A 21,731-nucleotide genomic window follows, 5' to 3' on the forward strand; every position below is an offset into this window, starting at 1 on the left:
ATTGCATTTAGTTATAAAAGATAAGGAGGTATGGAATATGATTCAAGATGGTGTAATGTTTGTCTGCTTTTTATTGGCATTTACTGCCCTGATTGCGGTTGTGGAGAAAAAGATAGGAGGAAAGTTCTTCAAGTATGTTCCTGGTATTGTGCTTATTTATATTGGAGCGGCTCTGATGAAAACATTCGGGGTCTTTTCAGATAGTGAGTCAGTCGAAAGTGCATATAGCACCATACGGGGGCTCCTCTTGCCTGCCATGTTGATGCTTATGCTTTTGCAATGCGATATGCGGAAAATCATCAGGCTTGGACCAAAGATGCTGTTAACTTTTTTTGCGGCTTCATTCAGCATTATTGGAGGGTTCACTCTTACTTACGTTTTAATGAATGGCTTTTATGCGGAAGGAACTTGGAAGGCATTCTCGGCCTTAAGCGCAAGCTGGACAGGGGGCTCTGCCAATATGGTGATCTTGCAAGGCATACTCGATGTGCCTGAAAATATTTTTGGCTATGCGTTGATCATGGATACTGTTAATTATTCCATTTGGGTCATGTTTTTGTTTTGGCTGGTGCCTCTTGCTGGAAAATTCAATATTTGGACGAAAGCGGATACATCTTTCATTGATCAGATGACTTCCGAGCTTGAAGCGGGGGAAACCGCCAAGACGGAATTTGGATTCGTTGAATTGATCGGTTTCTTGGCGCTGGCTTTAATTGTTTCAGCAGGTGCAACCCAAATTGGGGAGAGACTGCCGGTACTCGGTGCCGCTGTGAATGGAACCACTTGGACGATCATCATCGCTTCGACCGTAGGATTAATTCTGGCTGTCACGAAGGTTGGACGTATCGCCGGTTCCATGGAAATTTCCAAAGTCATGCTTTATATCGTCATTGGTTTAATTGCTTCCCATGCCGATTTTTCACAGCTGTTTCAAGCACCTGTGTATATTATTTCAGGCTTTATGATTCTATTCTTTCATGGATTGATCATGGTCCTTTTGGCCAAAATCTTTAAGTTGGATCTATTTACAATGGGAGTTGCCTCTTTGGCCAACATAGGGGGCGTGGCATCAGCCCCCATATTGGCTGGTGCATTCAACCGGTCGCTAATACCGGTCGGGATATTGATGGCAGTACTTGGCAGTCTTCTGGGCACCTATTTTGGAATTCTTACATCATATATACTCTCAAGCTTTTAAGGAAGGGTTGTTAATATGAAGATTGAAAGTTTACAAGTATCAGTGGAAACCTTGCCACTTATCAAGCCATTCAAGACTGCATTACGCACTGCAATGGAAATTGAAAACATTATGGTTTCCGTAAAATTGGAGGATGGAACGGAAGGTTTGGGGGCTGCAGCACCTACGGTTGCCATCACAGGTGATTCTACAAAAGGAATCATGACGGTCATTGAAGAAGTGATCACACCACATCTAATTGGCCGCGACATCGAGAATATCAACGCATTGTCTCAATTGATCCAACGATCCTGTGTAGGTAACACAAGTGCAAAAGCTGCTGTTGAAATCGCTTTGTACGACGCAGTCAGCAAACGATGGCAGCTCCCATTATATCAATATCTTGGCGGTAAATCTAATGTCCTGAAAAATGATATGACAATCAGTGTTGATGAACCTGAAGAAATGGCAAAGGCGGCATTGTCCCTTATCGAAAGCGGATTCTCTACGATGAAGATAAAACTGGGGAAGGATTGGAAGAATGATGTGGAGCGCGTTGCCTGCATTCGTGCTGCAGTTGGCGAACAGGTTATGATCAGGATTGACGCAAATCAAGGGTGGACAACAAAACAAGCGATTTCCATCATTCATGAAATCGAAGAAAGAAAGCTGAACGTTGATTTGGTGGAACAGCCCGTGCAAGCCCATGATATCGAAGGATTGAAAGAAATAAAACGCTCTGTCCAAGTGCCGATCATGGCCGATGAAAGTTTGTTTTCCCCACGTGATGCCATGAGGCTCCTGCATGAACATGCTGTTGATTTCCTTAATATCAAATTAATGAAAACTGGCGGAATTCGACGTGCACTCCAAATCGCCGATATGGCAGAAGCAGCCGGCGTGGAATGCATGATCGGGAGTATGATGGAATCATCCGTTAGTGTAGCGGCCGCGGCTCATCTGGCAACCGCCCATCCAAATATAACGAAGATTGATTTAGATGCCCCATTATGGATTAAGAATGAGCCATTTGAAGGCATTCAATTTATGAAAGATCAACTTCTCATTTCCGATAAACCTGGACTGGGAGTCAAGAGGAAATCCTCTTTTGCTCAATAAAAACAATTTCGAAAGGGTGAATGATTTGAAAAGGTTAACCGTTATTGTGTTATCTTTATTGGCTTTTGGTATTTTAGTATTCAGTCCCAATGAAGCTAGTTCCAGGGAGAAGCAGAGAATTGCCTATGTTGATGTGAACGTGGCCACTCTTTGGACTGAGCCGGGATTATTAAGGGGAATCGATGCCCCTTCTGCATCGAATCCAGCCGATTTGAATGAATGGATCGGCTCGATGAAATATGAAGACAAGCTGTGGCTTGTAGGTAACCTGGAAACACAAGCTTTATATGGTTCTAAAGTGACGATTCTTGAAGAACATGGCGAATGGGTGAAAGTAGCCGTTTCCAACCAACCCACACCCCGCAATGATATTGGTTACCCAGGTTGGATGCCAAAGGCACAATTAAAAGACGGACATTCTTTTGAGAAGCAATTTAAACGAGGATTTGCCCTTGTAAATGCCCCAAAGACCTGGCTTTATTCGGATTCGAAACTTCGGTCCAAATTCATCGAAGTCAGCTTCAATACCCGCCTTCCGCTATTGCAGGTGAAAAAAGACAAAGTGAAGGTGATGACACCGGGTAATGGGGCAAAATGGATGGAAAGGCAAGACGTGTCAGTCTATCAAAATGAAAATCAAATACCGGCTCCAACCGGTAAGGACATCGTTGAATCAGGAAAAGGTTTTTTGGGGCTACCTTACTTATGGGCTGGAATGTCCGGTTTTGGATTTGACTGTTCTGGATTTACGTATACGATGTACCACGCTAATGGAATAACGATCCCAAGGGACTCTTCCATTCAGGCCCAGCATGGGACAAAGGTTGAAAAAGAAAATCTTCAGCCAGGTGACTTACTATTTTTTGCCCATGATAAAGGGAAAGGAAAGGTCCATCATGTTGGAATGTATATTGGTGACGGCAAAATGATCCATTCGCCTAACAGCTCAACACATGTAAGGATAGATGAAATAAAAACATCGGGATACGGAGAGGAATATGCCGGAGCAAGAAGATATATCGATTGATGCTTAACAAGCTTAAGAGCCCAGTGCTCTTAAGCTTTTTTCATATGTAAATAGTTCTTTACTCAGTCTATCGAATGACAAAACGATGCTCCAATGAATTTAAAAAAGAATAGTTTTGCATAACCTGGATGTTCCGGATGCCTATAGAGTGTTTAGTTAATATTAAATGAGACTAAATTATCCATATTTCGCTAGTTAAAACCTTAATTCACTATTTCCTCAGCACCTATGAGGAAAAATATGGTATAATTATTTGCAGATATTTCTCAATATTATAAAAGTAAGGGGTTGCCAATGATGATCACTTTTCCAAAACCTGATGTTGAGCAATTTTTACGAACGTTTTCCATTGCTGATTTTGCTGTAAGTCCAGATGAAAAACATCTGGTTTTCAGTACCAATTTGAGCGGCAAGTATAATTTATGGGGAATGGATTTGCCAAACTCCTTTCCTTATCCGCTTACATCCATTGATCAAAGCTGCCAAGGGCTTATATATGATAAGAAGAGCCGGTTTATCATTGCTGGTTTCGATCAAGACGGTAATGAAAATACCCAGTTTTACGGAGTTCCTTTGAATGGAGGTACAATGAAGGAAATCGTTAATCATGAAAATACACGTAATTTCATGCCAAAATTATCGAATGACAGTAAAAAGCTCTATTACACGACATCCAGAGGAAATCCTTCCTTTCTTAATTCCTATTGTTTGGATTTAGAATCAGGACAGGAAAGGCTGGTACTGGAGGGAAAAGATGCAGCGACCTATTTATTTGGCTTCAGCCCGGATGAAGAAACCTTACTTTACTATAAACACTTTGCTAATACATATACTCTTCTCTATGCAAAAAAAGGGAACGAAGATATCCTGCTCACTCCGCCGACAGAGAAACAACACACAGTGAATGATGGGGTTTTTATTTCGGATTCGATGATATATTTATTGACTGATTATGATTCGGACTTTACCTATTTAGCTTCATACAACCTTGAAACAAACAAGTTCTGTAAAGTTAAAGAATTGGAGAATGAGAGTTTTACTGCCATTACTTATAGTAAAGAGAATCAATTATTATATATAACCAGTCAAAAGGGTGTAGAGGATCAATTATATGAAATCAATCTGCAAAATGAAAATTGGAGAAACATCCCCGTGCCATGCAGTGTCATTAATAAACTTGAAGTTGCTGCATCAGGCACGCTTTACCTATTTGGCATGAGTGCAACCAAGCCTCATAATATCTATAAAAATACAGGTGATGAGTGGGTATCATTAACTAAATATACTGTTCCTGGCGTCGATTCTAATGAATTGGTTGAACCGGACATCATTACCTACCCTTCCTTTGATGGCCGGGAGATCGAATCGTTATTTTTTAGGGCAAAAAAGGAAAATGACAATGGTGAAGTCATTTTTTGGCCTCATGGAGGACCTCAAGCGGCAGAACGGAAGTTTTTTAGAGCTTCATTTCAATTTTTCCTGAATAACGGTTACAGTATTTTCGCGCCAAACTTCCGCGGTTCTACTGGTTATGGTTTGGAATTCATGAAAATGGTAGAGGGAGATTGGGGAAATGGACCGCGACTTGATAATGTAGCCGGCCTTGATTGGCTGATAGACCAAGGGCATGCACAAAAAGGCAACATTCTTTTGATGGGCGGAAGCTTCGGAGGCTATATGGCCCTTCTGCTGCACGGGCGACATGCGGATTATTTTAAGGCGGTTGTCGATATTTTCGGCCCATCCAACCTATTCTCATTTATCAATTCCGTACCTGAAGACTGGAAGCCAGTCATGGACCAGTGGGTAGGAAATCCGGAAAAAGATAAAGAAAAACTAATCGAGTATTCGCCTATCACTTATCTAGAATCCATGATAAAGCCAATGCTTGTCATTCAAGGAGCAAACGATCCCCGTGTCGTCAAAGAGGAATCGGATCAAATCGTTCAAGCGTTGAAGGATAAAGGAAGAGATGTCGATTATATGCTTCTAGAAAATGAAGGACATGGATTTTCCAAAAAAGAAAATGAGATTGCCGTCTATCAAAAAATACTCTCCTTCTTAAATCGATTCACAGCAGTAACAGAGAAGGTATAATCCACATTTTTACAAATTAAAAACCCCTGCCGCTCACGTTCAAAGTGATGAAGCAGAGGGTTTTTAAGTTTTGGGAGTTAGTAAATAGCTACCAATATGGCGTTTAAAAAAATCATTTCTTTAAAATTCAGAATTCCCCGAATAAACGCTAGTCACCTAGTTATAAAGTGCTATATAATATACGGAAAAAGTATTTTTGTTTAACGGAGTTGATTCGCAATGCCACAGGAATTATCGATATACTTACTCGTAGTTATATTGGCAGGTGCTTTAAGTTTGTTCCTGTGTTTATTTGCACTATTAAAGGTCAAGGATGCACCTGGAGCAAAACCATATATTATCGTGACATTATTGTCTTCCATTTTTACTTTTTCCTATGCTTTCGAACTTTCCAGTACATCTTTGGAACAAATCTTATTTTGGTTAAGGGTCGAGTACTTGGCCTTGCCATTCATCCCAGTCTTCCTTTTGTTGATGTGTATTGAATATATAGGGCATAGCCTCAAGAAGGTATGGAAATATGCACTCTTCATCATACCGTTCATCACCATTTTCATGCATTATACAAATGATTCTCATCACTTATATTACAAATCGATGCGATTGAGAGGCGATAGCCCTTTTCCAATAATTAAACTGGTGGGCGGCCCTTGGTTTTACGTTCACTCCCTGTTTCTTTTTTTATGTGTGATGATAAGTATAATAATATTGCTAAGGCAGTTGAAAAATTCTTCATTCAGATTCAGGATGCAAATATCAATGATGGTGGCAGGTCTGCTTATTCCTATAATAGCAAATTACTATTATATAAACGGATTAAGCTCATATGGAATCGATCTTGGTCCTGTATCCATGAGTATCACGTTTATCTTTCATGGTGCGGCACTATTGACTTTTCAAATGTTCAATGTAGCACCGATCGCCAGGGATACTGTTTTTGAAAGTATGAAAGAGGGTGTCATCGTTTTAAATCAACATGGTTTGATTGTTGATTATAACCATGGAATGCGCAAAGTCATACCTTTGTTGGATGAACATACTATAGGTAAATCGATTACAAGTGTGCTAAATGGGAATCATCATCTTAGGGAAATAATCAATCTTAAGCAAGACAGTGATTTTACATGCAGCATAAATGGTGATATGGTACATTACCATATTGGTTTTGCACCCGTGTTCAACAAAAGCAACCTGCCTATCGGACAGATCATTACCTTCGCCGACGTAACTGAAAGAGTGCTCATGCTGGAAAAGTTGAAACAACTTGCCAGCTTGGACGGGTTAACCCAAATATTGAATAGAACATTTTTCATCAAAAAATCGGAAATTTTATTCGATGCTCTAAGCAGGCAAGGCGGCAGTGTTTCAGTCATCATGTTTGATATCGATCATTTTAAAAATGTTAATGATAATTTTGGACATGAAGCAGGGGATGCCGTCATAATGCTTGTTGCAAATACAGCAAAAGAATATATTCGGGAAGGAGATCTATTGGGGCGCTATGGTGGTGAAGAATTTATCGTGTGTTTGCCGAATACCGCTTTATCAACTGCATATGAGTTAGCCGATGTTATAAGGGGTAAGGTTTCTGAAAGTATTGCAGAGGTTAATGGAGAGAAGATTTCCGTTACCTGCAGTTTCGGTGTGACTTCTGCATCAATTGAAGCTGGAGATCGAGGCCATTCCATCCAAACATTGATGCCACGGGCAGACCAAGCCTTATATGCCGCTAAGAAGAATGGCCGAAATTGTGTACAGATCATAGCCTAAGACTATATTGCCTTTCTTTTAAACCTTGAACTTGTTCTAGGTTTTTTTCATAGTGTTCAAGATTCCAGACACATCTTAAGCTGCGTTATTCATGATGAGTGCCCTATTTTTTACTAGCTCTGTATACTCTATAACCGAGGCTGTTTCCGTAAGAAAAAAGGAGGCGGTAATGTTCGTCCATGACTCGTTTCAAACATTCATTCAAAGGCTGAAGGGGGCTATTTGAAACTGAAGAATTCATTAATTGCTCTAAGGCGGTACTCGATCTCAAGATATTTACCTCTGAAAACCCGTTTTGTCGGAAGGAATTTAACCATTCGGATTGCATCAATAATTCTCTTAAATGATAAAAGTTCATGATTTCCTTTTTTGAGGCAGAATCAAGGCTGGTTTCCGCTGTCATATCAATGGATAACAAAGTTCCTTTTAGTTTTAGGACCCTGTAAAATTCACTGAGTGATTTTTGGATATCAGTGAATGCAGTCGTTGATTCGGCTATGATCAAATCAAAAGAATTATCGTCAAAAGGCAGTTCTTCTATTGAATGCTCATATAGGTCGATGCTTAAGTTAGCTTGTTGGAATCTTTTTTTTGCATGTTTCACCATTTCAGGGTGATGATCAACCGCTGATACTTGGCAAAGGAACGTTTTTGCCAAGAATGCTGAGGTTTGCCCTGTCCCGCATCCTGCATCAAGGATTTTTGACGTATGATCGATTTTTTCATTTTTTAAGAGCTGCTTAGTCAGTTCAAATCCACCAGGGTGTGCCCCTTCGATTCCAATTATGGCTAGTGCGTCTTGATATGAATGGTTCATGGAATTATCTCCTTTGTAAATGTATAAATGTATTTTATGCTTTGGTTTTAAAGAGTGATTTAACCATTGACATGGAATATGGGAAATACTTTTAAAGGAATGGTGGGTTTTTAAACCATGCAGGCTAGTCCCCGAAAGCATACGATGTAGAATCGACTAACAAGGGGAGTGTAATATGGGATATCATAATTATTATCATAAATGCAGGCAAGGTGTTGGAAAACCGGTTGAAATTCGTACAAGCAGAGGAACCGTTCATCGGGGAATCATACACCGGGTTACGCCGAACCGTGTATATATTCGTCCATTTAACGGTGGCGGAAACCTTGGGGGTTTTGGTTATGGAGGCTTTAATGCAGGATATGGATGGGGTGCCGCAAATGGATTTGCCTTTGGCGCAATTGCATCTTTAGTCTTTCTCGCATTTCTCTGGTAATGCGAATGATGAAAATTTAAAAAAACCTGACAAATCATCAGGTTTTTTTATTTTGTAGCCATTGGGTGGATTTATGGAAAAATAAGTAAAATATGTATAGATGTACAACTAAGATAAAGCCGTGAGCTTTGAATGAATTTGGCTTGTTTGCCGAAGTTAAAAAGACAGTGCAAGACGGAATCCTAGGGAATCAATTCCTTTATTGATCAATGACAGTTTTAAAAGTTGCTTTTATTGTATGGAAGCTTTTTTCAATATGGGAATGCATTTCCTGTTCGGCTCGTACCGGATCTCTATTCTGAATTGCTATAAGGATCCGTTCATGATCATCTACAAAATCGGAAAAGTTTTTAAAATGTACTTTTAAAATGCTAGTCCTTATATATAGTATTTTCGTCTTGATAACATCGCATAATTGGATTAGTTGATGGTTGCGGGAAGCAAGATCAATGATATCGTGAAATTCCTGATTTAATTGTGTAAGCTTTTTTGTATCATTCATATTCACGGCTATTTTAGAGTCATTTATTACTTCGACCAACTTGCTTAATTCCTCGTCCGTGATATTCTGAGTCGCTAATTTAACAGCTAAAGATTCAAGGCTAATTCGGCATTGATATACATCAATAATGTCCTGTTCGCTAGGGTTATAAACTGATATGGCCTTACCTTCACGAACCAGTAGGTAATCTTTCAATAACATCTGGAAGGCTTCTCTAATTGTACCCCGGCTAACCCCGATTCTTTCAGCAACCCTGGTTTCGACCAAACGCTCTCCAGGCTGATATTCACCGTCTATAATCATACCCTTCAGAATATGATATACCTGATTATGAAGCAATTCAGTTTTTTGTATTTCTTTCATAATAGTGCCCCCTATGTAACAAATTAATATCTATTTAACAAACGGCCTTCAATTTATCAGAGTTTTTCAATACATAGATATATTTCAATAATAAAAGCTTAAATCCTACTTTAATAGCTCAAATTATAACATAAAAAATGTCAACGGTTAACCGTTGACATAATAATAAATGTCAATTATTATAAGAATTATCAAAAAATTAGGAAAGTTTTTGTTTTAATGAATTGATTTTTATAGAAAGGAAACGTTTATATTTAACCGTAATCTACCTAGATAGAAATATTAAAAAGGGGTGAATGCTCATGGGTGAAGTTATAAAACAGGGTGCGTTGAAGGGATTAAAGGTTTTGGAATTAGGTAGTTTGATAGCTGGTCCTTTTGCCGGAAGATTAATGGCCGACTTCGGTGCCGAGGTAATAAAAGTAGAACCACCAGGAAAGGGTGACCCCATCAGAAATTGGAGATTACTATATGAGGGCACATCCTTATGGTGGTTTGTTCAATCCAGGAACAAAAAAAGTATTTCATTGGACTTACGAAAAACGGAAGCCCAAGAGATCATAAGGGAATTAACAAATGAAGTCGATATTATTATTGAAAACTTCAAACCGGGGACTATGGAGAAGTGGGGGCTTGGCTATGAGGATTTAAAAAGAATTAATCCGAAGATCATTATGGTTAGGGTATCAGGATATGGCCAAGATGGACCGTACCGAAATAAGCCGGGGTTTGGAAGTATTGGAGAAGCAATGGGGGGGATTCGTTATTTAACAGGCTATCCTGATAGGCCTCCAACAAGGGTCGGAGTAAGCTTGGGAGATTCTGTAACTGCATTATATGCTGTTATGGGGGCATTAATGGCTGTATATCATAGAGACCAACCTGGGGGGGAAGGACAATGTGTTGACGTCGCTCTATATGAATCTATTTTCAGTTTAATGGAAAGTGCAGTACCAGAGTACGACCATTACGGAGTGATTCGTGAAAGAACCGGAAGCACCCTCCCAGGAATTGCACCTTCGAATACATACCCTTGCAGAGATGGGAAATATATTGTGATCGGGGCAAATGGAGATGGCATTTTCAAGAGGCTTATGGATGTTGTTGAAAGGCCTGATTTAAGGGATGACCATAAATTCTCAACTAATGACGGTCGTGTACAGAATGCTGAGTATCTAGATGAAGTTATTGGTGGTTGGACAATCCAGCATAATTTAGCAGATGCCCTGGTATTACTTGATAATTCAGACATACCCGCAGGATCGATTTATAGTGTTGAGGACATGATGCATGATCCACATTTCCTTGCTAGGGAAATGATCTATAAAATGGATGTTGAAGGCCTTGGAAAACTAAAAGTTCCAGGTATTGTACCCAAATTGAGCAAAACTCCCGGAAGTATTAATTGGGCTGGTCCAAAACTAGGAGAGCACACAGAACAGGTTTTAAAGGGGGTTTTGGAACTAGCAGAGGATAAATATGATGAGTGGCTCGCTTCCGGGGTTATTTCAGATCATGAAACTAGTAAGCTGAAAAATAACAGTACAAAATGAGGAGATGAAATAAAATGAACTTACCAAAACGTGTTGAAATCATAGAGTCTGGACCGAGGGACGGAATTCAAAATGAAAAGATCTTTATTCCAACTGACTCGAAATTGCAATTGATACATGCACTAAGTGAGACGGGGATTAAAAGAATGGAGGCTACTTCATTCGTTTCACCCAAACATGTACCACAAATGGCAGATGGAGCCGAAGTTTTTAGAAATATCAACAAACGTGAAGATGTGCAATACATGACATTGATTCCGAATAAGCGGGGATTTGATTTGGCTAAAGATGTAGGGGCAACCAGCTTAGCCTTGTTTGTTGCGGCAAGTGAGACTTTCAATAAAAAAAATTTAAGGATGTCCATTGAAGAGTCCTTATTCCAGTTATCCTCTGTCGTAGAGGAAGCAAAGAATGAAAATATGTTCATACGGTTCCATATCTCAACAGCTTTTTATTGCCCATATGAAGGGCCGGTTCAGGAAGGGACAACCCTTGGCCTTGTTCATGCATTAGAAAAATTAAATGTGGACGAAATTGTGCTTTGCGATACAATTGGCAGAGCTAATCCTAAGCAAGTATATCATTTGTTCGGTAAAACCTTGGACCTCTCACCCACAGCGAAAATAGCAGCCCATTTCCATGACACTTATGGTTTATCAAAAGCCAACTCATTAGCGGCATTGCAAGCAGGTATCACTTCTTTTGATACTTCCATAGGAGGATTGGGCGGTTGTCCTTTTGCGCCTGGAGCGGCAGGAAACGATGCAACTGAAGACTTTGTATTCATGCTTCATGAAATGGGAATAGAGACTGGTATTGATTTTGATAAACTCATGCATTGTGTAACTCTGATAAAAAAAATGACGAATCGTACATTGACTGGCCACCTCCACAAAATAGAAAATCCATACTCCCCAGAGAATAACACCAATGATATTGTAAAACAGAACTCTTAACCGTTTTTTCATACAAATAAATATCACTCCCTCCATATAAAGTGCAACTGGCGATTTCTCTTCATGACAAATAATGTAACCGTTTTCTCGGAGAGTTTAAAAGGTTTATAGAATTTTTCTTCAAACCCTTTCGTTTAAAAGATATAAAGGCTACAAATAAATCATTTACAAGGGGATATGTGAATGGCTATTTTAGGGTTTCTGATGATTGGTACATTTCTTTATTTAGTGATGTCAAAACGAGTTTCTGTTTTAATCGCATTTGCACTTGTGCCGATTATATTTGCACTTATCGGCGGTTTTGGGTTGGAAATAGGGAAAATGATGTTGGATGGAATTGCAAAAGTTACACCGACGGGTATTATGATTGGTTTCTCCATTTTGTATTTTGGTTTGATGATCGATAAGGGCTTATTTGACCCAATGATAACCCGGCTCATTCGTTTTGCAAAAGGAGATCCTCTAAAAATAGTAATGGCCACGGCTATCATAACTTTAGTTGTTGCTTTGGATGGGGACGGTTCTGCAACTTTCATGATAACAGTCACCGCTTTGTTGCCAATTTATAAGAGGTTGGGCATGAGCTCACTTACTTTAGCTGGAGTAGTGGCGTTGGGTGCGGGGGTCATGAATATTATTCCATGGGGAGGGCCGCTAGCTAGGGCAATGGTTTCCCTTGGGGCGGAGTCCTCCGAATTGTTTAATCCCATCATTCCAGCCATGTTAGCTGGGGCTGTCTGGGTAGTATTTGTATCGTATATATTTGGTAAAAAAGAACGAAAAAGAATTGGCATTATTTCGAACAAAGGCGATTCATTGGAATCGGGAGAAATCGCGGCAACACTAGAAATGTCATCGAGTCTACCGAAACTCTATTGGTTCAATTTAATCTTAACCATTTCTTTGATTGTTGCACTAATAATGGAAATAATTCCAGTTCCTGTCTTATTCATTGTTGCTTTCGCCATTGCTTTGTTAGTGAATTTTCCTGACGTGAAAAAACAGCAAGAACAAATTGCTTCCCATGCCCAAAGCATGGTTATGGTATGTACGACCATATTCGCGGCTGGTATTTTCACAGGAATTCTTTCAGGAACTAAGATGATTGACGCCATGGCTGTTTCTATGGTTTCAGCCATACCGGATTGGCTGGGAGGCCATCTGCCAATCCTGGTAGCCGTGGTCAGTATGCCATTAAGTTTAATATTTTCTCCTGATGCCTTTTATTATGGGCTGCTTCCTGTACTAAGTGAGGCCGGGGCAGCCTTTGGTGTTGACCCAATAGAAATTGGAAGGGCTGCATTATTAGGGAACGGGACAACGGGTTTTCCCTTGAGTCCATTGAATCCGTCTGTGTTTGTCCTTATTGGATTATGTAAGGTGGATTTGGGAGATCTTCAGAAAAAGATTTTTTTCTGGGCTTTTGGCAGTACTATCGTGATGACAATCGTGGCATTGCTTACAGGGGCAATACCTCTTTAAATAAACTAGTTTGGAAATTCAATTAGGGAGTGGTTCAATGTTACCTCTTGAGGGAATTACAGTTGTGTCATTAGAACAGGCAGTCGCAGCTCCATTTGCATCTCGGCAGTTGGCAGACTTAGGGGCACGTGTGATAAAGGTAGAGAGGCCTGGATCTGGAGATTTTGCACGAAACTATGATTCAACCGTTCACGGAATGTCAAGCCACTTTGTCTGGCTAAATCGATCGAAAGAATCCTTGACCCTTGATCTAAAACAGGATGGAGCAAAGATGGTTTTGGATAAATTGCTTTCGGAGGCGGACGTATTCATTCAAAACCTGGCACCCGGTGCTGTTGATCGACTTGGTTTTAGTGCCTCTGTCCTCAAAGAAAAATATCCTCAACTTGTGATTTGCGGAATTTCTGGTTATGGTACGTTCGGTCCTTATATGGATAAAAAGGCATACGATTTACTCATTCAATGTGAGGCAGGTGTCGTTTCCATTACTGGTACAGAAGACACTCCATCGAAAACAGGCATATCGATTGCGGATATTGCAGCAGGTATGTATGCGTACTCTGGTATATTAACTGCACTTATTTCTCGTTTTAGGACAGGTAAAGGAAAGGTGATGGAGGTTTCAATGCTTGAGGCGCTGGGAGAATGGATGGGATATCCACTATACTATTCTGGGTATGGTGGGACGGATCCGAAGCGAACGGGGGCAAATCACGCAACGATTTATCCTTATGGCCCGTTCCTAGCAGGGGATGGAAAATTAGTATTCTTGGGCATTCAAAATGAGCGGGAGTGGGAAAGCTTTTGCACACAAGTGTTAGAAAAATCTGAATTAATTACAGATAGAAGGTTTCATAGTAATGTATTCCGCGTTTCCAATAGCGGTATTCTCAAGGAAATGATTGACGCTGTTTTTCAAAAAATGAACTCGAGTGAGATAATTGAAAAACTTGAAAAAGCAAAAATTGCGAATGCCCATTTAAATACGGTAGAGGAATTCATCAATCATCCACAATTGAAGGTCCGGGGACGTTGGCGAGAAGTCGATTCTCCTGCTGGAAAATTAAATGCACTCATCCCTCCTGTTACTTTCGATGATTTGGAGCCGGTCATGAATCCTATACCGGATGTTGGCGAGCATACAGAGTCCATCCTAAAGGAGTTTGGATTTGAAAACGAAATCATCGGAAAAATATAAGTCATTCCCTAATGATGGAAAAATGAAAAGGGGTGAAGTTATGATTACTCGGACATGGATGTTCATTCCTGGGTCTGATGAAAAGAAATTAAAGAAAGTGCAGCAATTATGTGCCGATGTATTCATTTATGATTTAGAAGATGCTGTTTCTCCAGAAGGAAAAAAAGATGCAAGAGATTTAGTGAGGAAATATATCAAGGCGAATCAGGAAAAGGAAAATTACATCAGAATAAATGGATTTCACACACCATATTTTTACGATGACTTACTTGATCTAATTGATCTCGGTTTGACAGGAATTGTATTACCGAAAGTTGAGACAAAAGAAGAAATTAGGTCTTTGGATCATTTATTAGTTGAAAGGGAATCAAAAAGGAATCTAAATAAGGGCCAAATAAAAATTGTACCTTTAATAGAGTCTGCTTTAGGATTATATAATTCTTTTGAAATCGCTTCTGCTAGTCAGAGAGTTCAGCAGCTTGCTTTCGGTTCCATGGACTATGCATTCGATATAAATGCAACCATAACGAAGAATGCCCATGAATTGCTCTATGCAAGATCTCAATTGGTTGTTACTTCCAGGGCTGCGGGAGTTGGACCACCTATAGACACGGTTTTTGTTGATATAAAAGATCATAAAGGCTTTCTAGCCGAAACCCAGCTTGTTAAGGAGCTTGGATTTCAAGGGAAATTAATCATTCATCCCGATCAGGTCGATCTTGTAAACCAGGTCTTTACCCCAAGTCCTGAAGAAATCGAGGAAGCAGAAAGAATTGTAAGTGCGTTCGAACAGGCATTAGTCAAAGGGGAAGGCGTTTTGCAGCTTAAAGGGAAAATGATTGATCTTCCTATTGTAGAACGTGCTAAGCGTACCCTTCAATCAGTTAATTTATATCAAGCTTGACGATCAAGTATCGCTCGTGATTCTACTGGAGCTTGAAGGGAGGAAGTTATTATGAAGAAGATTAGAATTGGTTCGGGTGCAGGATATGCAGGCGATCGAATTGAGCCTGCGATGGAATTAATTCAAAAAGGAAATTTGGATTATATCATCTTTGAATGTTTAGCAGAAAGGACAATAGCCCTTGCTCAGCAGGAGAAAATGAAAAATCCTGATAAGGGGTACAACCATTTATTGAAGTATCGTATGGAAAAAGTCTTATCACTGTGCATCGAGAATGATGTCACATTAATCACCAATATGGGAGCAGCAAACCCTCTCGCAGCCGCTAAGATCGTTAAGCAATTAGCAGAGGAAAAAGGCATCGGACATTTAAAAATAGCAGCTGTAAGTGGAGATGATGTATATCCGAACATTGGGAAGTACATGGATTGCACAATAATAGAAACCGGAGTCCCCTTGAAAGAGGTGAAGTCTTCCATCATTTCTGCAAATGCCTATATCGGAATTTTAGGAATTGTTTCCGCTTTGCGAGAAGGTGCAGATATTGTAATTACGGGCCGGGTATCTGATCCTTCATTAGTAGTTGCACCACTTAAACATGAATTTGGTTGGCAGGATACAGACTATGAGCTTCTTGGTAAGGGGACAGCCGCTGGTCATTTACTAGAATGTGGAGCCCAAGTGACCGGTGGTTATTTCGCAGATCCGGGGTATAAGGATGTTCCTGACTTATGGAATGTCGGTTATCCGATCGCCGAAGTACAGGAAAATGGGAACTTTCTTTTAACCAAGCTTGAGGTTTCGGGAGGCATGGTTACGGCTGCTACCGTAAAGGAACAGGTTGTATATGAAATTCATGACCCAACCCGATATCTTACTCCGGATGTTATCGCTGATTTTTCTCAAATAGAAGTGATAGAAAAGGAAACAAACCAAGTGCATATTAAGGGAGTGTCTGGAAAAGAGAAGAGCGGTTACTATAAAACGAGCATCGGCTATTTGGACGGATACATAGTTGAAGCAGAAATCAGTTACGGAGGTTCGGGTTGTTTGGGAAGGTCAAGACTGGCGGAAGAAGTAGTGAGACACCGGTTAATTCAGGCAAATATTGAGATTCAAGAAATTAGATTCGATCATATTGGTTCTAATTCGCTATATGGATCTTCTATATCGGAACCGTTGTATAACAAAGAAAAACTATCGGAGGTACGATTAAGGGTTGCAGCCAGGACAGCTGATAAAGTAGGCGCTAACTTAATCGGCCAAGAGGTGGAAGCTTTATATACTAATGGGCCTGCTGGAGGCGGTGGTGTTCGGGTTAATGTCCAAGAGGTTGTATCCATTGCTTCAATTCTTATTCCTAGCGAAGATATTACAATCGACGTAACGTACGAGGAGGTAGACAAGATTGAAACTCAAGCAAGTCGCTCACTCTAGAACAGGGGATAAAGGAAATATTTCAAATATTTCCGTCATCGTCTATCGTATGGAGGATTTTGAGAAAGTAAAAAAACAGGTAACTGCAGCAAAGGTTAAGGATTACTTTCACGAAATAGTGAAGGGTGATGTGGTTAGGTATGAACTGCCGAAAATTGGCGCATTGAACTTTGTCATGCAAAACGCTCTAGGCGGAGGAGTCACAAAATCACTTGCTTTGGATAGACACGGAAAAAGCATGAGCTCAGCCCTAATGGATATGGAAATCGATATGGAAGCTGACGTACATGACCCAAATTATTAATTTTCTTATGAAGGCGAGCCAAATATTCAAGGGCTCGTTTTTTGTATCCCGATATTTTGAGGAGATATTCTTTTGGAATCCACCCTAACATATAAGCTGACACTTTGTTATACATCATTTGGAGCAAAAAATCTGATCGCTACGATAGGATTATATGATATAGCAAGTGAGGAAGCATTCAAATGCTGCTTGGTTAGTATAAGTTGATGAGCAGAGGGGTGCAGGGCCCCTTTCTCTTTCCGTAATGAATGATGATCATTTAATAAAAATTTGCTGACCTTTGTTCATTTTTTGTTCATAAGTATTTCCTTAAAGGAATAAAAATAATAAGTGTGTTTCTTTTACTTTATATTATGGGGGAGAGCAAATGAACGAGTTTTTGGAGAAAACAGCAAGATTCGAGCATCGGTTTTGGCTGCAAATCTTAGGAGACCATGCCAGGTTCATCCACGAGTCTTTAGCTCCGGTCGAAGTGGAATACATTGAAATTGCCTCAGAATTCATTCAAATTTTTGATACTCTCCTTGGTAAAGCCAATTCGGAAGAAATTTCGCAACTTACTGCCACAGCAGAACAAGAAACATTAAGATTTCGGGAGTTTAAGCTATGTCTTTTAAAAGAGCATCTGGTAGGTAAAATTAAAATACATCTTTCACCTTCATTCATTAATCATATGGTGAACGAATTAGAAGAATATTTAAGATTATTGAAATATTTCAATGCAAATCAAATGCCGCCGATTTTTCATGAACTTCATCATCATTTGCTTTGGCTGCTAGATGCAGCAGGGCATGCAGGTACAATATCATCCAATTTGGATGATGTTGAAAAAAGATTAAAAGAGAAAAGTGAGCAATATAAAAAACATTTTAATGATTTTTATTTAAAAGCTGTTGAAATGGCTGGATTTTTACGAACTAATCTGTCAACATTCCCAGCGTTGGAAAAAATGAATGAGGACGTTACATTGGAAATTAAATTCTTCCAGCACTTCCTGCTTGAATTGGAGGAGCTTGACCTCAGTGCGCAGGCTCTTGGAACTTTTTCGCCATTAATGGCCGATCATATGTGGCGTGAAGAATGTTATTATTTAACGAAACTCGCTGAATCGACAGACATGGAAAAGCCAAATTGTGATCCAGCGAAACCGAGGCTAGTCGAATAAAAAAGTACCTCATGGAGCCCTTTCTTTAAACGGGCTCTTTATATGTGCTTTCCTTAATGGATGTGATTTATAAAGGAAGTTAATTCTTATCCTTATGTTATACTAGAAGAACTAAAATTAATTATAGAAGTATAGGAGTGCTGAAAGATGTTTGGAAATGCTTCCAATTTGACAGATGGCATTTATTTTGGAGAATCGTTACCACAACAAATCGCTAAACACATTTTAAAAAAAATCATTGAAGGTGAAATAGAAGCTGGAGAGAAAATCGTCGAAGAAGATATTTCCAAAGAATTGAACACTAGCCGTGCTCCCGTACGCGAAGCCCTTTATTTATTGCAGGTTGACGGTATTGTTGAGAGGATGCCGCGGCGGGGAACGATCGTCAAGCCATTTTCACAAAAGGAAATCATTGAATATAATGATGTTACGATCGGGTTGATCCAGATGGGCATTGATTTTTCCCAAGGGAAGTGGCATGCAGAAAATAAGCAATCATTACAAAGGCATTTGGAAAGTGCAACCGATGAGTGTGAAAATAGGAATGTAATCGAGTATCAAAAAAGGGCAACACAGATATTTCGCTATATTTTTTCAATCGCAAATAATAAAGCATTATCAAGATTTTTTGAAGAAGCCAGTCATATCCTCATGGTTTTTGCCCAAAGTCAATGGAATACGGAAACGATGGAAAACTTCCATTTCAGATTAAAAATGTCCATTGAGGCCATTCTAGAAGATGATTTCGTTAAAGCAAAAAATGAAATTCATGAAGCCTTGAGTCGTGGAGTGATGTAGAGTCTTTGACTCTAAAACCAAATTGTCGACAATCGACAAAATTAATGATATGATGTAATCGTATTCAAACAAGAATATCTTCAGCAATATTAAAGGGAGAAAGGGAGAATATTATGCAAGCATTCGATTTTACAGAAAAAGTAGCAATTGTTACCGGCGGCGGCGGGGGTATCGGCCGGGCAGCGTCTATTACACTTTCAGAAAATGGAGCCAAAGTGGTTGTTGTAGACCTTTCCGAAGAGGCTGGCTTGCTAACGGTAAATAAAATCAAAGAAAACGGCGGCGAAGCGAAATTTGTAAAAGCCGATGTTACAAAGGAAGCCGATATTAAAAATTATGTTCAAAAAACGATAGATTCCTATGGCAAAATCGATATTTTCTTGAATAATGCCGGGTGGGAAGGCAAAATAATGCCTCTAACCGATTATCCTACTGAGGTTTTCGATCAATTAGTGTCAATAAATGTTCGCGGCGTTTTCTTGGGCTTAAAACATGTATTGCCCCATATGATTGAACAAAAAAGCGGGGCAGTCGTGAATACAGCTTCTGGAGCGGGTTTACTGGCAACGCCAAACATGGTGGCGTATGGCGCAAGTAAACATGCGGTTCTTGGAATGACGAAAACAGCTGGTGTCGAAGTTGCTCCACATGGTGTCAGGGTGAATGCGGTCTGCCCAGGTGTCGTCAACACGGCTATGATGCGGTCGATTGAAAGCGGATTTGGCCAAGGTGATTCCGCGGCAGCAGAAACGGCTAGAAAACAGTTGGAAGCAACGACTCCGGATGGCCGGTATGCTGAGCCTCAGGAAGTTGCAAATCTAATGATGTACTTAGTATCCGATCTTTCCAGCCACATTACGGGTCAAGAACTTGTAATCGACGGAGGGGCCATTTTAATCTGACAAGCAAAAAACTTTATTAAAGGGGGACCCATACATGAGTTTAAAAGGAAAAGTCATAATAATTACAGGAGCGGGCAGCGGAATTGGTAAGGAAACGGCATATAAATTAGCTGAACAGGGAGCTATTGTCGTAGCGGCTGATTATAATGAAGTTGCCGCTAAGGAAACGGCTGAATCTATTCAACAAAAGGGAGGCACGGCATCTTTTGTGAAAGTGGACGTAGCTAAAGCGGAAGAAGTGGAAGCGATGGTCGAAGCAGCAATTGCCAATCATGGCACCATCAATGGCATATTCAACAACGCTGGAATTGGACTAGTAAAACCATTTTTGGAAATGGATCCAGAATCATACCACAGAGTCGTTGATGTTGACCAACACGGCGTATATTATGGCATGTATTATGCAGCAAGGAAGATGGTCGAGCTTGGTGTAACTGGGGCAACGATCGTTAATACAGCATCTATATATGGGACGATGGTTTCAATTGGCAGCTTTAATTACCATGCTGCAAAAGCTGCAGTCATCGCCATGACTAAATCCGGTGCCATTGAACTTGCGCAATATGGGATTCGTGTTGTCGGCGTTGCACCAGGTTTCATCGAAACGCCGATCATTGGTGAAGATCAAGAGTTCCTGGACAGTTTGGCACAACTTCATATGAGGAAAAAATTGATTCAGCCAGAAAAAGTTGCTGAAGTTGTAACGTTCTTGTTCTCTGAAAAAGCGGACGCCATTAATGGACAAGTCATCCCTGTTGATGATGGATTCTTAAGCTTTAAAGGATAATAATAATCAAAGGATTTTCGAGATAACTTAAAAAAGGGAGTTTTGACAAATGAGCGAACGATTCGATGACAAAGTTGTAATCATTACTGGGGCAGGATCAGGGCTAGGACAAGCAGCCGCATTGGAATTGGCTAAAGAAGGGGCTAAACTTTCATTAGTTGATTTAAACGATGCATCTTTGGAAGTGACAAAAAAATTAATCTTGGAAATTGCACCAAAATCGGACGTGCTTCTGGTCACTGCAGATGTATCGGATGAAGAAGCAGTAAAGAACTATGTAGACCAAACAGTCAGCAAATATGGCAGAATCGATGCATTTTATAATAATGCGGGTATCGAAGGTAAACAAGCCCCTATGGCTGAATACGATAGCAAAGTTTTCAACAAAGTGACGGACATCAATATCAATGGTGTGTTCTATGGTATGAAATACATTCTGCCAATCATGAAAGAACAAGGATCAGGGGCAGTGGTGAACGTGGCTTCCGTAGGTGGAATTCGTGCTGTGCTTAACCAAAGTGCTTACGTTGCGAGTAAGCATGCTGTTGCAGGGTTAACGAAAACAGCTGCCATAGAATATGGTCAATATGGAATCAGCATAAATGCCATTGCACCAGGAGTTATCTTAACGGCAATGGTAGAAGGTTCATTCAGGCAAATAGGCGGGGGAAATTGGGAAGAAGCAATGGCGGATTTCGTCAGTGTGAATCCTAAGAAACGCTTTGGTAAACCAGAAGAGGTCGGCCGTTTAGTCGCCTTCCTATTATCAGGGGAATCGGAGTTCATCAACGGGGCTGTCATTCCGATTGATGGCGGACAGTCTTCACAATACTAAACGTGTAAAGGGAGTGACAGTATTAGGTCACTCCCTTTTTAATCGTATCCTTTTATTTTATGACCAAATGAATTCAAATTTTAAAAATCAGTACATTATGAA

20 protein-coding genes are annotated in these 21,731 nt (G+C 40.1%); 18 read left to right on the forward strand and 2 right to left on the reverse strand.

Features of this window, described 5'->3' with window-relative positions; genetic code table 11:
- Positions 1-37 precede the first annotated feature (37 nt).
- From OTG27_RS11550 to OTG27_RS11570, 5 genes are all read left to right on the forward strand, one after another.
- A complete protein-coding gene (locus OTG27_RS11550; RefSeq protein WP_098187620.1) occupies positions 38-1,198 on the forward strand; it encodes a DUF819 family protein in 1,161 nt (386 codons plus the stop codon).
- A gap of 15 nt (positions 1,199-1,213) precedes the next feature.
- On the forward strand, positions 1,214-2,296 hold the full coding sequence (locus OTG27_RS11555; RefSeq protein WP_268936987.1) for a dipeptide epimerase: 1,083 nt from the start codon (positions 1,214-1,216) through the stop codon (positions 2,294-2,296).
- Positions 2,297-2,321: 25 nt separating this feature from the next.
- Complete coding sequence (locus OTG27_RS11560; protein WP_307730060.1) at positions 2,322-3,323, forward strand: C40 family peptidase; 1,002 nt, start codon at positions 2,322-2,324, stop codon at positions 3,321-3,323.
- Between the two features lie 297 nt (positions 3,324-3,620).
- A complete protein-coding gene (locus tag OTG27_RS11565) occupies positions 3,621-5,420 on the forward strand; it encodes a S9 family peptidase (RefSeq protein WP_268936988.1) in 1,800 nt (599 codons plus the stop codon).
- Positions 5,421-5,639: 219 nt separating this feature from the next.
- Positions 5,640-7,190, forward strand: a complete 1,551-nt coding sequence (locus OTG27_RS11570; RefSeq protein WP_268936989.1) for a histidine kinase N-terminal 7TM domain-containing diguanylate cyclase — start codon at positions 5,640-5,642, stop codon at positions 7,188-7,190.
- Between the two features lie 103 nt (positions 7,191-7,293).
- On the opposite strand, the gene OTG27_RS11575 is transcribed toward OTG27_RS11570, so the two are convergent.
- Positions 7,294-8,007, reverse strand: a complete 714-nt coding sequence (locus tag OTG27_RS11575) for a class I SAM-dependent methyltransferase (protein ID WP_268936990.1) — start codon at positions 8,005-8,007, stop codon at positions 7,294-7,296.
- A 175-nt stretch (positions 8,008-8,182) separates the two neighbouring features.
- On the opposite strand from OTG27_RS11575, the gene OTG27_RS11580 reads away from it, so the two are divergent.
- The gene (locus OTG27_RS11580; protein WP_268936991.1) at positions 8,183-8,443 is read left to right on the forward strand and encodes a hypothetical protein; all 261 of its coding nucleotides are present in this window, start codon (positions 8,183-8,185) and stop codon (positions 8,441-8,443) included.
- Positions 8,444-8,642: 199 nt separating this feature from the next.
- Here OTG27_RS11580 and OTG27_RS11585 read toward each other — a convergent pair whose 3' ends face one another.
- Complete coding sequence (locus tag OTG27_RS11585; protein WP_268936992.1) at positions 8,643-9,308, reverse strand: GntR family transcriptional regulator; 666 nt, start codon at positions 9,306-9,308, stop codon at positions 8,643-8,645.
- Positions 9,309-9,610: 302 nt separating this feature from the next.
- On the opposite strand from OTG27_RS11585, the gene OTG27_RS11590 reads away from it, so the two are divergent.
- The 12 genes from OTG27_RS11590 (at position 9,611) to OTG27_RS11645 (ending at position 21,629) form a co-directional block, all read left to right on the forward strand.
- Complete coding sequence (locus OTG27_RS11590; RefSeq protein ID WP_268936993.1) at positions 9,611-10,861, forward strand: CaiB/BaiF CoA transferase family protein; 1,251 nt, start codon at positions 9,611-9,613, stop codon at positions 10,859-10,861.
- Positions 10,862-10,875: 14 nt separating this feature from the next.
- Positions 10,876-11,817, forward strand: a complete 942-nt coding sequence (locus tag OTG27_RS11595) for a hydroxymethylglutaryl-CoA lyase (RefSeq protein WP_268936994.1) — start codon at positions 10,876-10,878, stop codon at positions 11,815-11,817.
- Positions 11,818-12,000: 183 nt separating this feature from the next.
- Complete coding sequence (locus tag OTG27_RS11600) at positions 12,001-13,299, forward strand: CitMHS family transporter (RefSeq protein WP_268936995.1); 1,299 nt, start codon at positions 12,001-12,003, stop codon at positions 13,297-13,299.
- A gap of 37 nt (positions 13,300-13,336) precedes the next feature.
- A complete protein-coding gene (locus OTG27_RS11605) occupies positions 13,337-14,497 on the forward strand; it encodes a CaiB/BaiF CoA transferase family protein (protein ID WP_268936996.1) in 1,161 nt (386 codons plus the stop codon).
- Positions 14,469-15,401, forward strand: a complete 933-nt coding sequence (locus tag OTG27_RS11610) for an HpcH/HpaI aldolase/citrate lyase family protein (protein ID WP_268936997.1) — start codon at positions 14,469-14,471, stop codon at positions 15,399-15,401. The genes OTG27_RS11605 and OTG27_RS11610 overlap by 29 nt, the downstream gene beginning before the upstream one ends.
- Before the next feature lie 51 nt (positions 15,402-15,452).
- On the forward strand, positions 15,453-16,838 hold the full coding sequence (locus OTG27_RS11615) for an acyclic terpene utilization AtuA family protein (RefSeq protein ID WP_268936998.1): 1,386 nt from the start codon (positions 15,453-15,455) through the stop codon (positions 16,836-16,838).
- Positions 16,810-17,142, forward strand: coding sequence for an AtuA-related protein (locus OTG27_RS11620; protein WP_053535000.1), 333 nt, complete (start codon positions 16,810-16,812; stop codon positions 17,140-17,142). The genes OTG27_RS11615 and OTG27_RS11620 overlap by 29 nt, the downstream gene beginning before the upstream one ends.
- Positions 17,143-17,509: 367 nt before the next feature.
- Positions 17,510-18,307, forward strand: a complete 798-nt coding sequence (locus OTG27_RS11625) for a DUF2935 domain-containing protein (protein ID WP_268936999.1) — start codon at positions 17,510-17,512, stop codon at positions 18,305-18,307.
- A gap of 147 nt (positions 18,308-18,454) precedes the next feature.
- A complete protein-coding gene (locus OTG27_RS11630) occupies positions 18,455-19,105 on the forward strand; it encodes a GntR family transcriptional regulator (protein ID WP_098865803.1) in 651 nt (216 codons plus the stop codon).
- Between the two features lie 113 nt (positions 19,106-19,218).
- Positions 19,219-20,007, forward strand: a complete 789-nt coding sequence (locus tag OTG27_RS11635; RefSeq protein ID WP_268937000.1) for an SDR family NAD(P)-dependent oxidoreductase — start codon at positions 19,219-19,221, stop codon at positions 20,005-20,007.
- Between the two features lie 34 nt (positions 20,008-20,041).
- Complete coding sequence (locus OTG27_RS11640; RefSeq protein ID WP_268937001.1) at positions 20,042-20,794, forward strand: SDR family NAD(P)-dependent oxidoreductase; 753 nt, start codon at positions 20,042-20,044, stop codon at positions 20,792-20,794.
- A 49-nt stretch (positions 20,795-20,843) separates the two neighbouring features.
- A complete protein-coding gene (locus tag OTG27_RS11645) occupies positions 20,844-21,629 on the forward strand; it encodes a glucose 1-dehydrogenase (RefSeq protein WP_268937002.1) in 786 nt (261 codons plus the stop codon).
- Positions 21,630-21,731 lie beyond the last annotated feature (102 nt).

Source organism: Peribacillus sp. AS_2 (genome assembly GCF_026891895.1).
Classification (GTDB): Bacteria; Bacillota; Bacilli; order Bacillales; family DSM-1321; genus Peribacillus; species Peribacillus frigoritolerans.

Excerpts from the sequence above, each read along its gene's own strand:
- OTG27_RS11630 (WP_098865803.1), top strand. The coding sequence starts at position 18,455 with ATGTTTGGAAATGCTTCCAATTTGACAGATGGCATTTATTTTGGAGAA.
- OTG27_RS11600 (WP_268936995.1), top strand. The coding sequence starts at position 12,001 with ATGGCTATTTTAGGGTTTCTGATGATTGGTACATTTCTTTATTTAGTG.
- OTG27_RS11595 (WP_268936994.1), top strand. The coding sequence starts at position 10,876 with ATGAACTTACCAAAACGTGTTGAAATCATAGAGTCTGGACCGAGGGAC.
- OTG27_RS11550 (WP_098187620.1), top strand. The coding sequence starts at position 38 with ATGATTCAAGATGGTGTAATGTTTGTCTGCTTTTTATTGGCATTTACT.
- OTG27_RS11645 (WP_268937002.1), top strand. The coding sequence starts at position 20,844 with ATGAGCGAACGATTCGATGACAAAGTTGTAATCATTACTGGGGCAGGA.
- OTG27_RS11585 (WP_268936992.1), bottom strand. The coding sequence starts at position 9,308 with ATGAAAGAAATACAAAAAACTGAATTGCTTCATAATCAGGTATATCAT.
- OTG27_RS11615 (WP_268936998.1), top strand. The coding sequence starts at position 15,453 with ATGAAGAAGATTAGAATTGGTTCGGGTGCAGGATATGCAGGCGATCGA.
- OTG27_RS11635 (WP_268937000.1), top strand. The coding sequence starts at position 19,219 with ATGCAAGCATTCGATTTTACAGAAAAAGTAGCAATTGTTACCGGCGGC.
- OTG27_RS11555 (WP_268936987.1), top strand. The coding sequence starts at position 1,214 with ATGAAGATTGAAAGTTTACAAGTATCAGTGGAAACCTTGCCACTTATC.
- OTG27_RS11580 (WP_268936991.1), top strand. The coding sequence starts at position 8,183 with ATGGGATATCATAATTATTATCATAAATGCAGGCAAGGTGTTGGAAAA.
- OTG27_RS11625 (WP_268936999.1), top strand. The coding sequence starts at position 17,510 with ATGAACGAGTTTTTGGAGAAAACAGCAAGATTCGAGCATCGGTTTTGG.
- OTG27_RS11570 (WP_268936989.1), top strand. The coding sequence starts at position 5,640 with ATGCCACAGGAATTATCGATATACTTACTCGTAGTTATATTGGCAGGT.
- OTG27_RS11605 (WP_268936996.1), top strand. The coding sequence starts at position 13,337 with ATGTTACCTCTTGAGGGAATTACAGTTGTGTCATTAGAACAGGCAGTC.
- OTG27_RS11590 (WP_268936993.1), top strand. The coding sequence starts at position 9,611 with ATGGGTGAAGTTATAAAACAGGGTGCGTTGAAGGGATTAAAGGTTTTG.
- OTG27_RS11565 (WP_268936988.1), top strand. The coding sequence starts at position 3,621 with ATGATCACTTTTCCAAAACCTGATGTTGAGCAATTTTTACGAACGTTT.
- OTG27_RS11640 (WP_268937001.1), top strand. The coding sequence starts at position 20,042 with ATGAGTTTAAAAGGAAAAGTCATAATAATTACAGGAGCGGGCAGCGGA.
- OTG27_RS11575 (WP_268936990.1), bottom strand. The coding sequence starts at position 8,007 with ATGAACCATTCATATCAAGACGCACTAGCCATAATTGGAATCGAAGGG.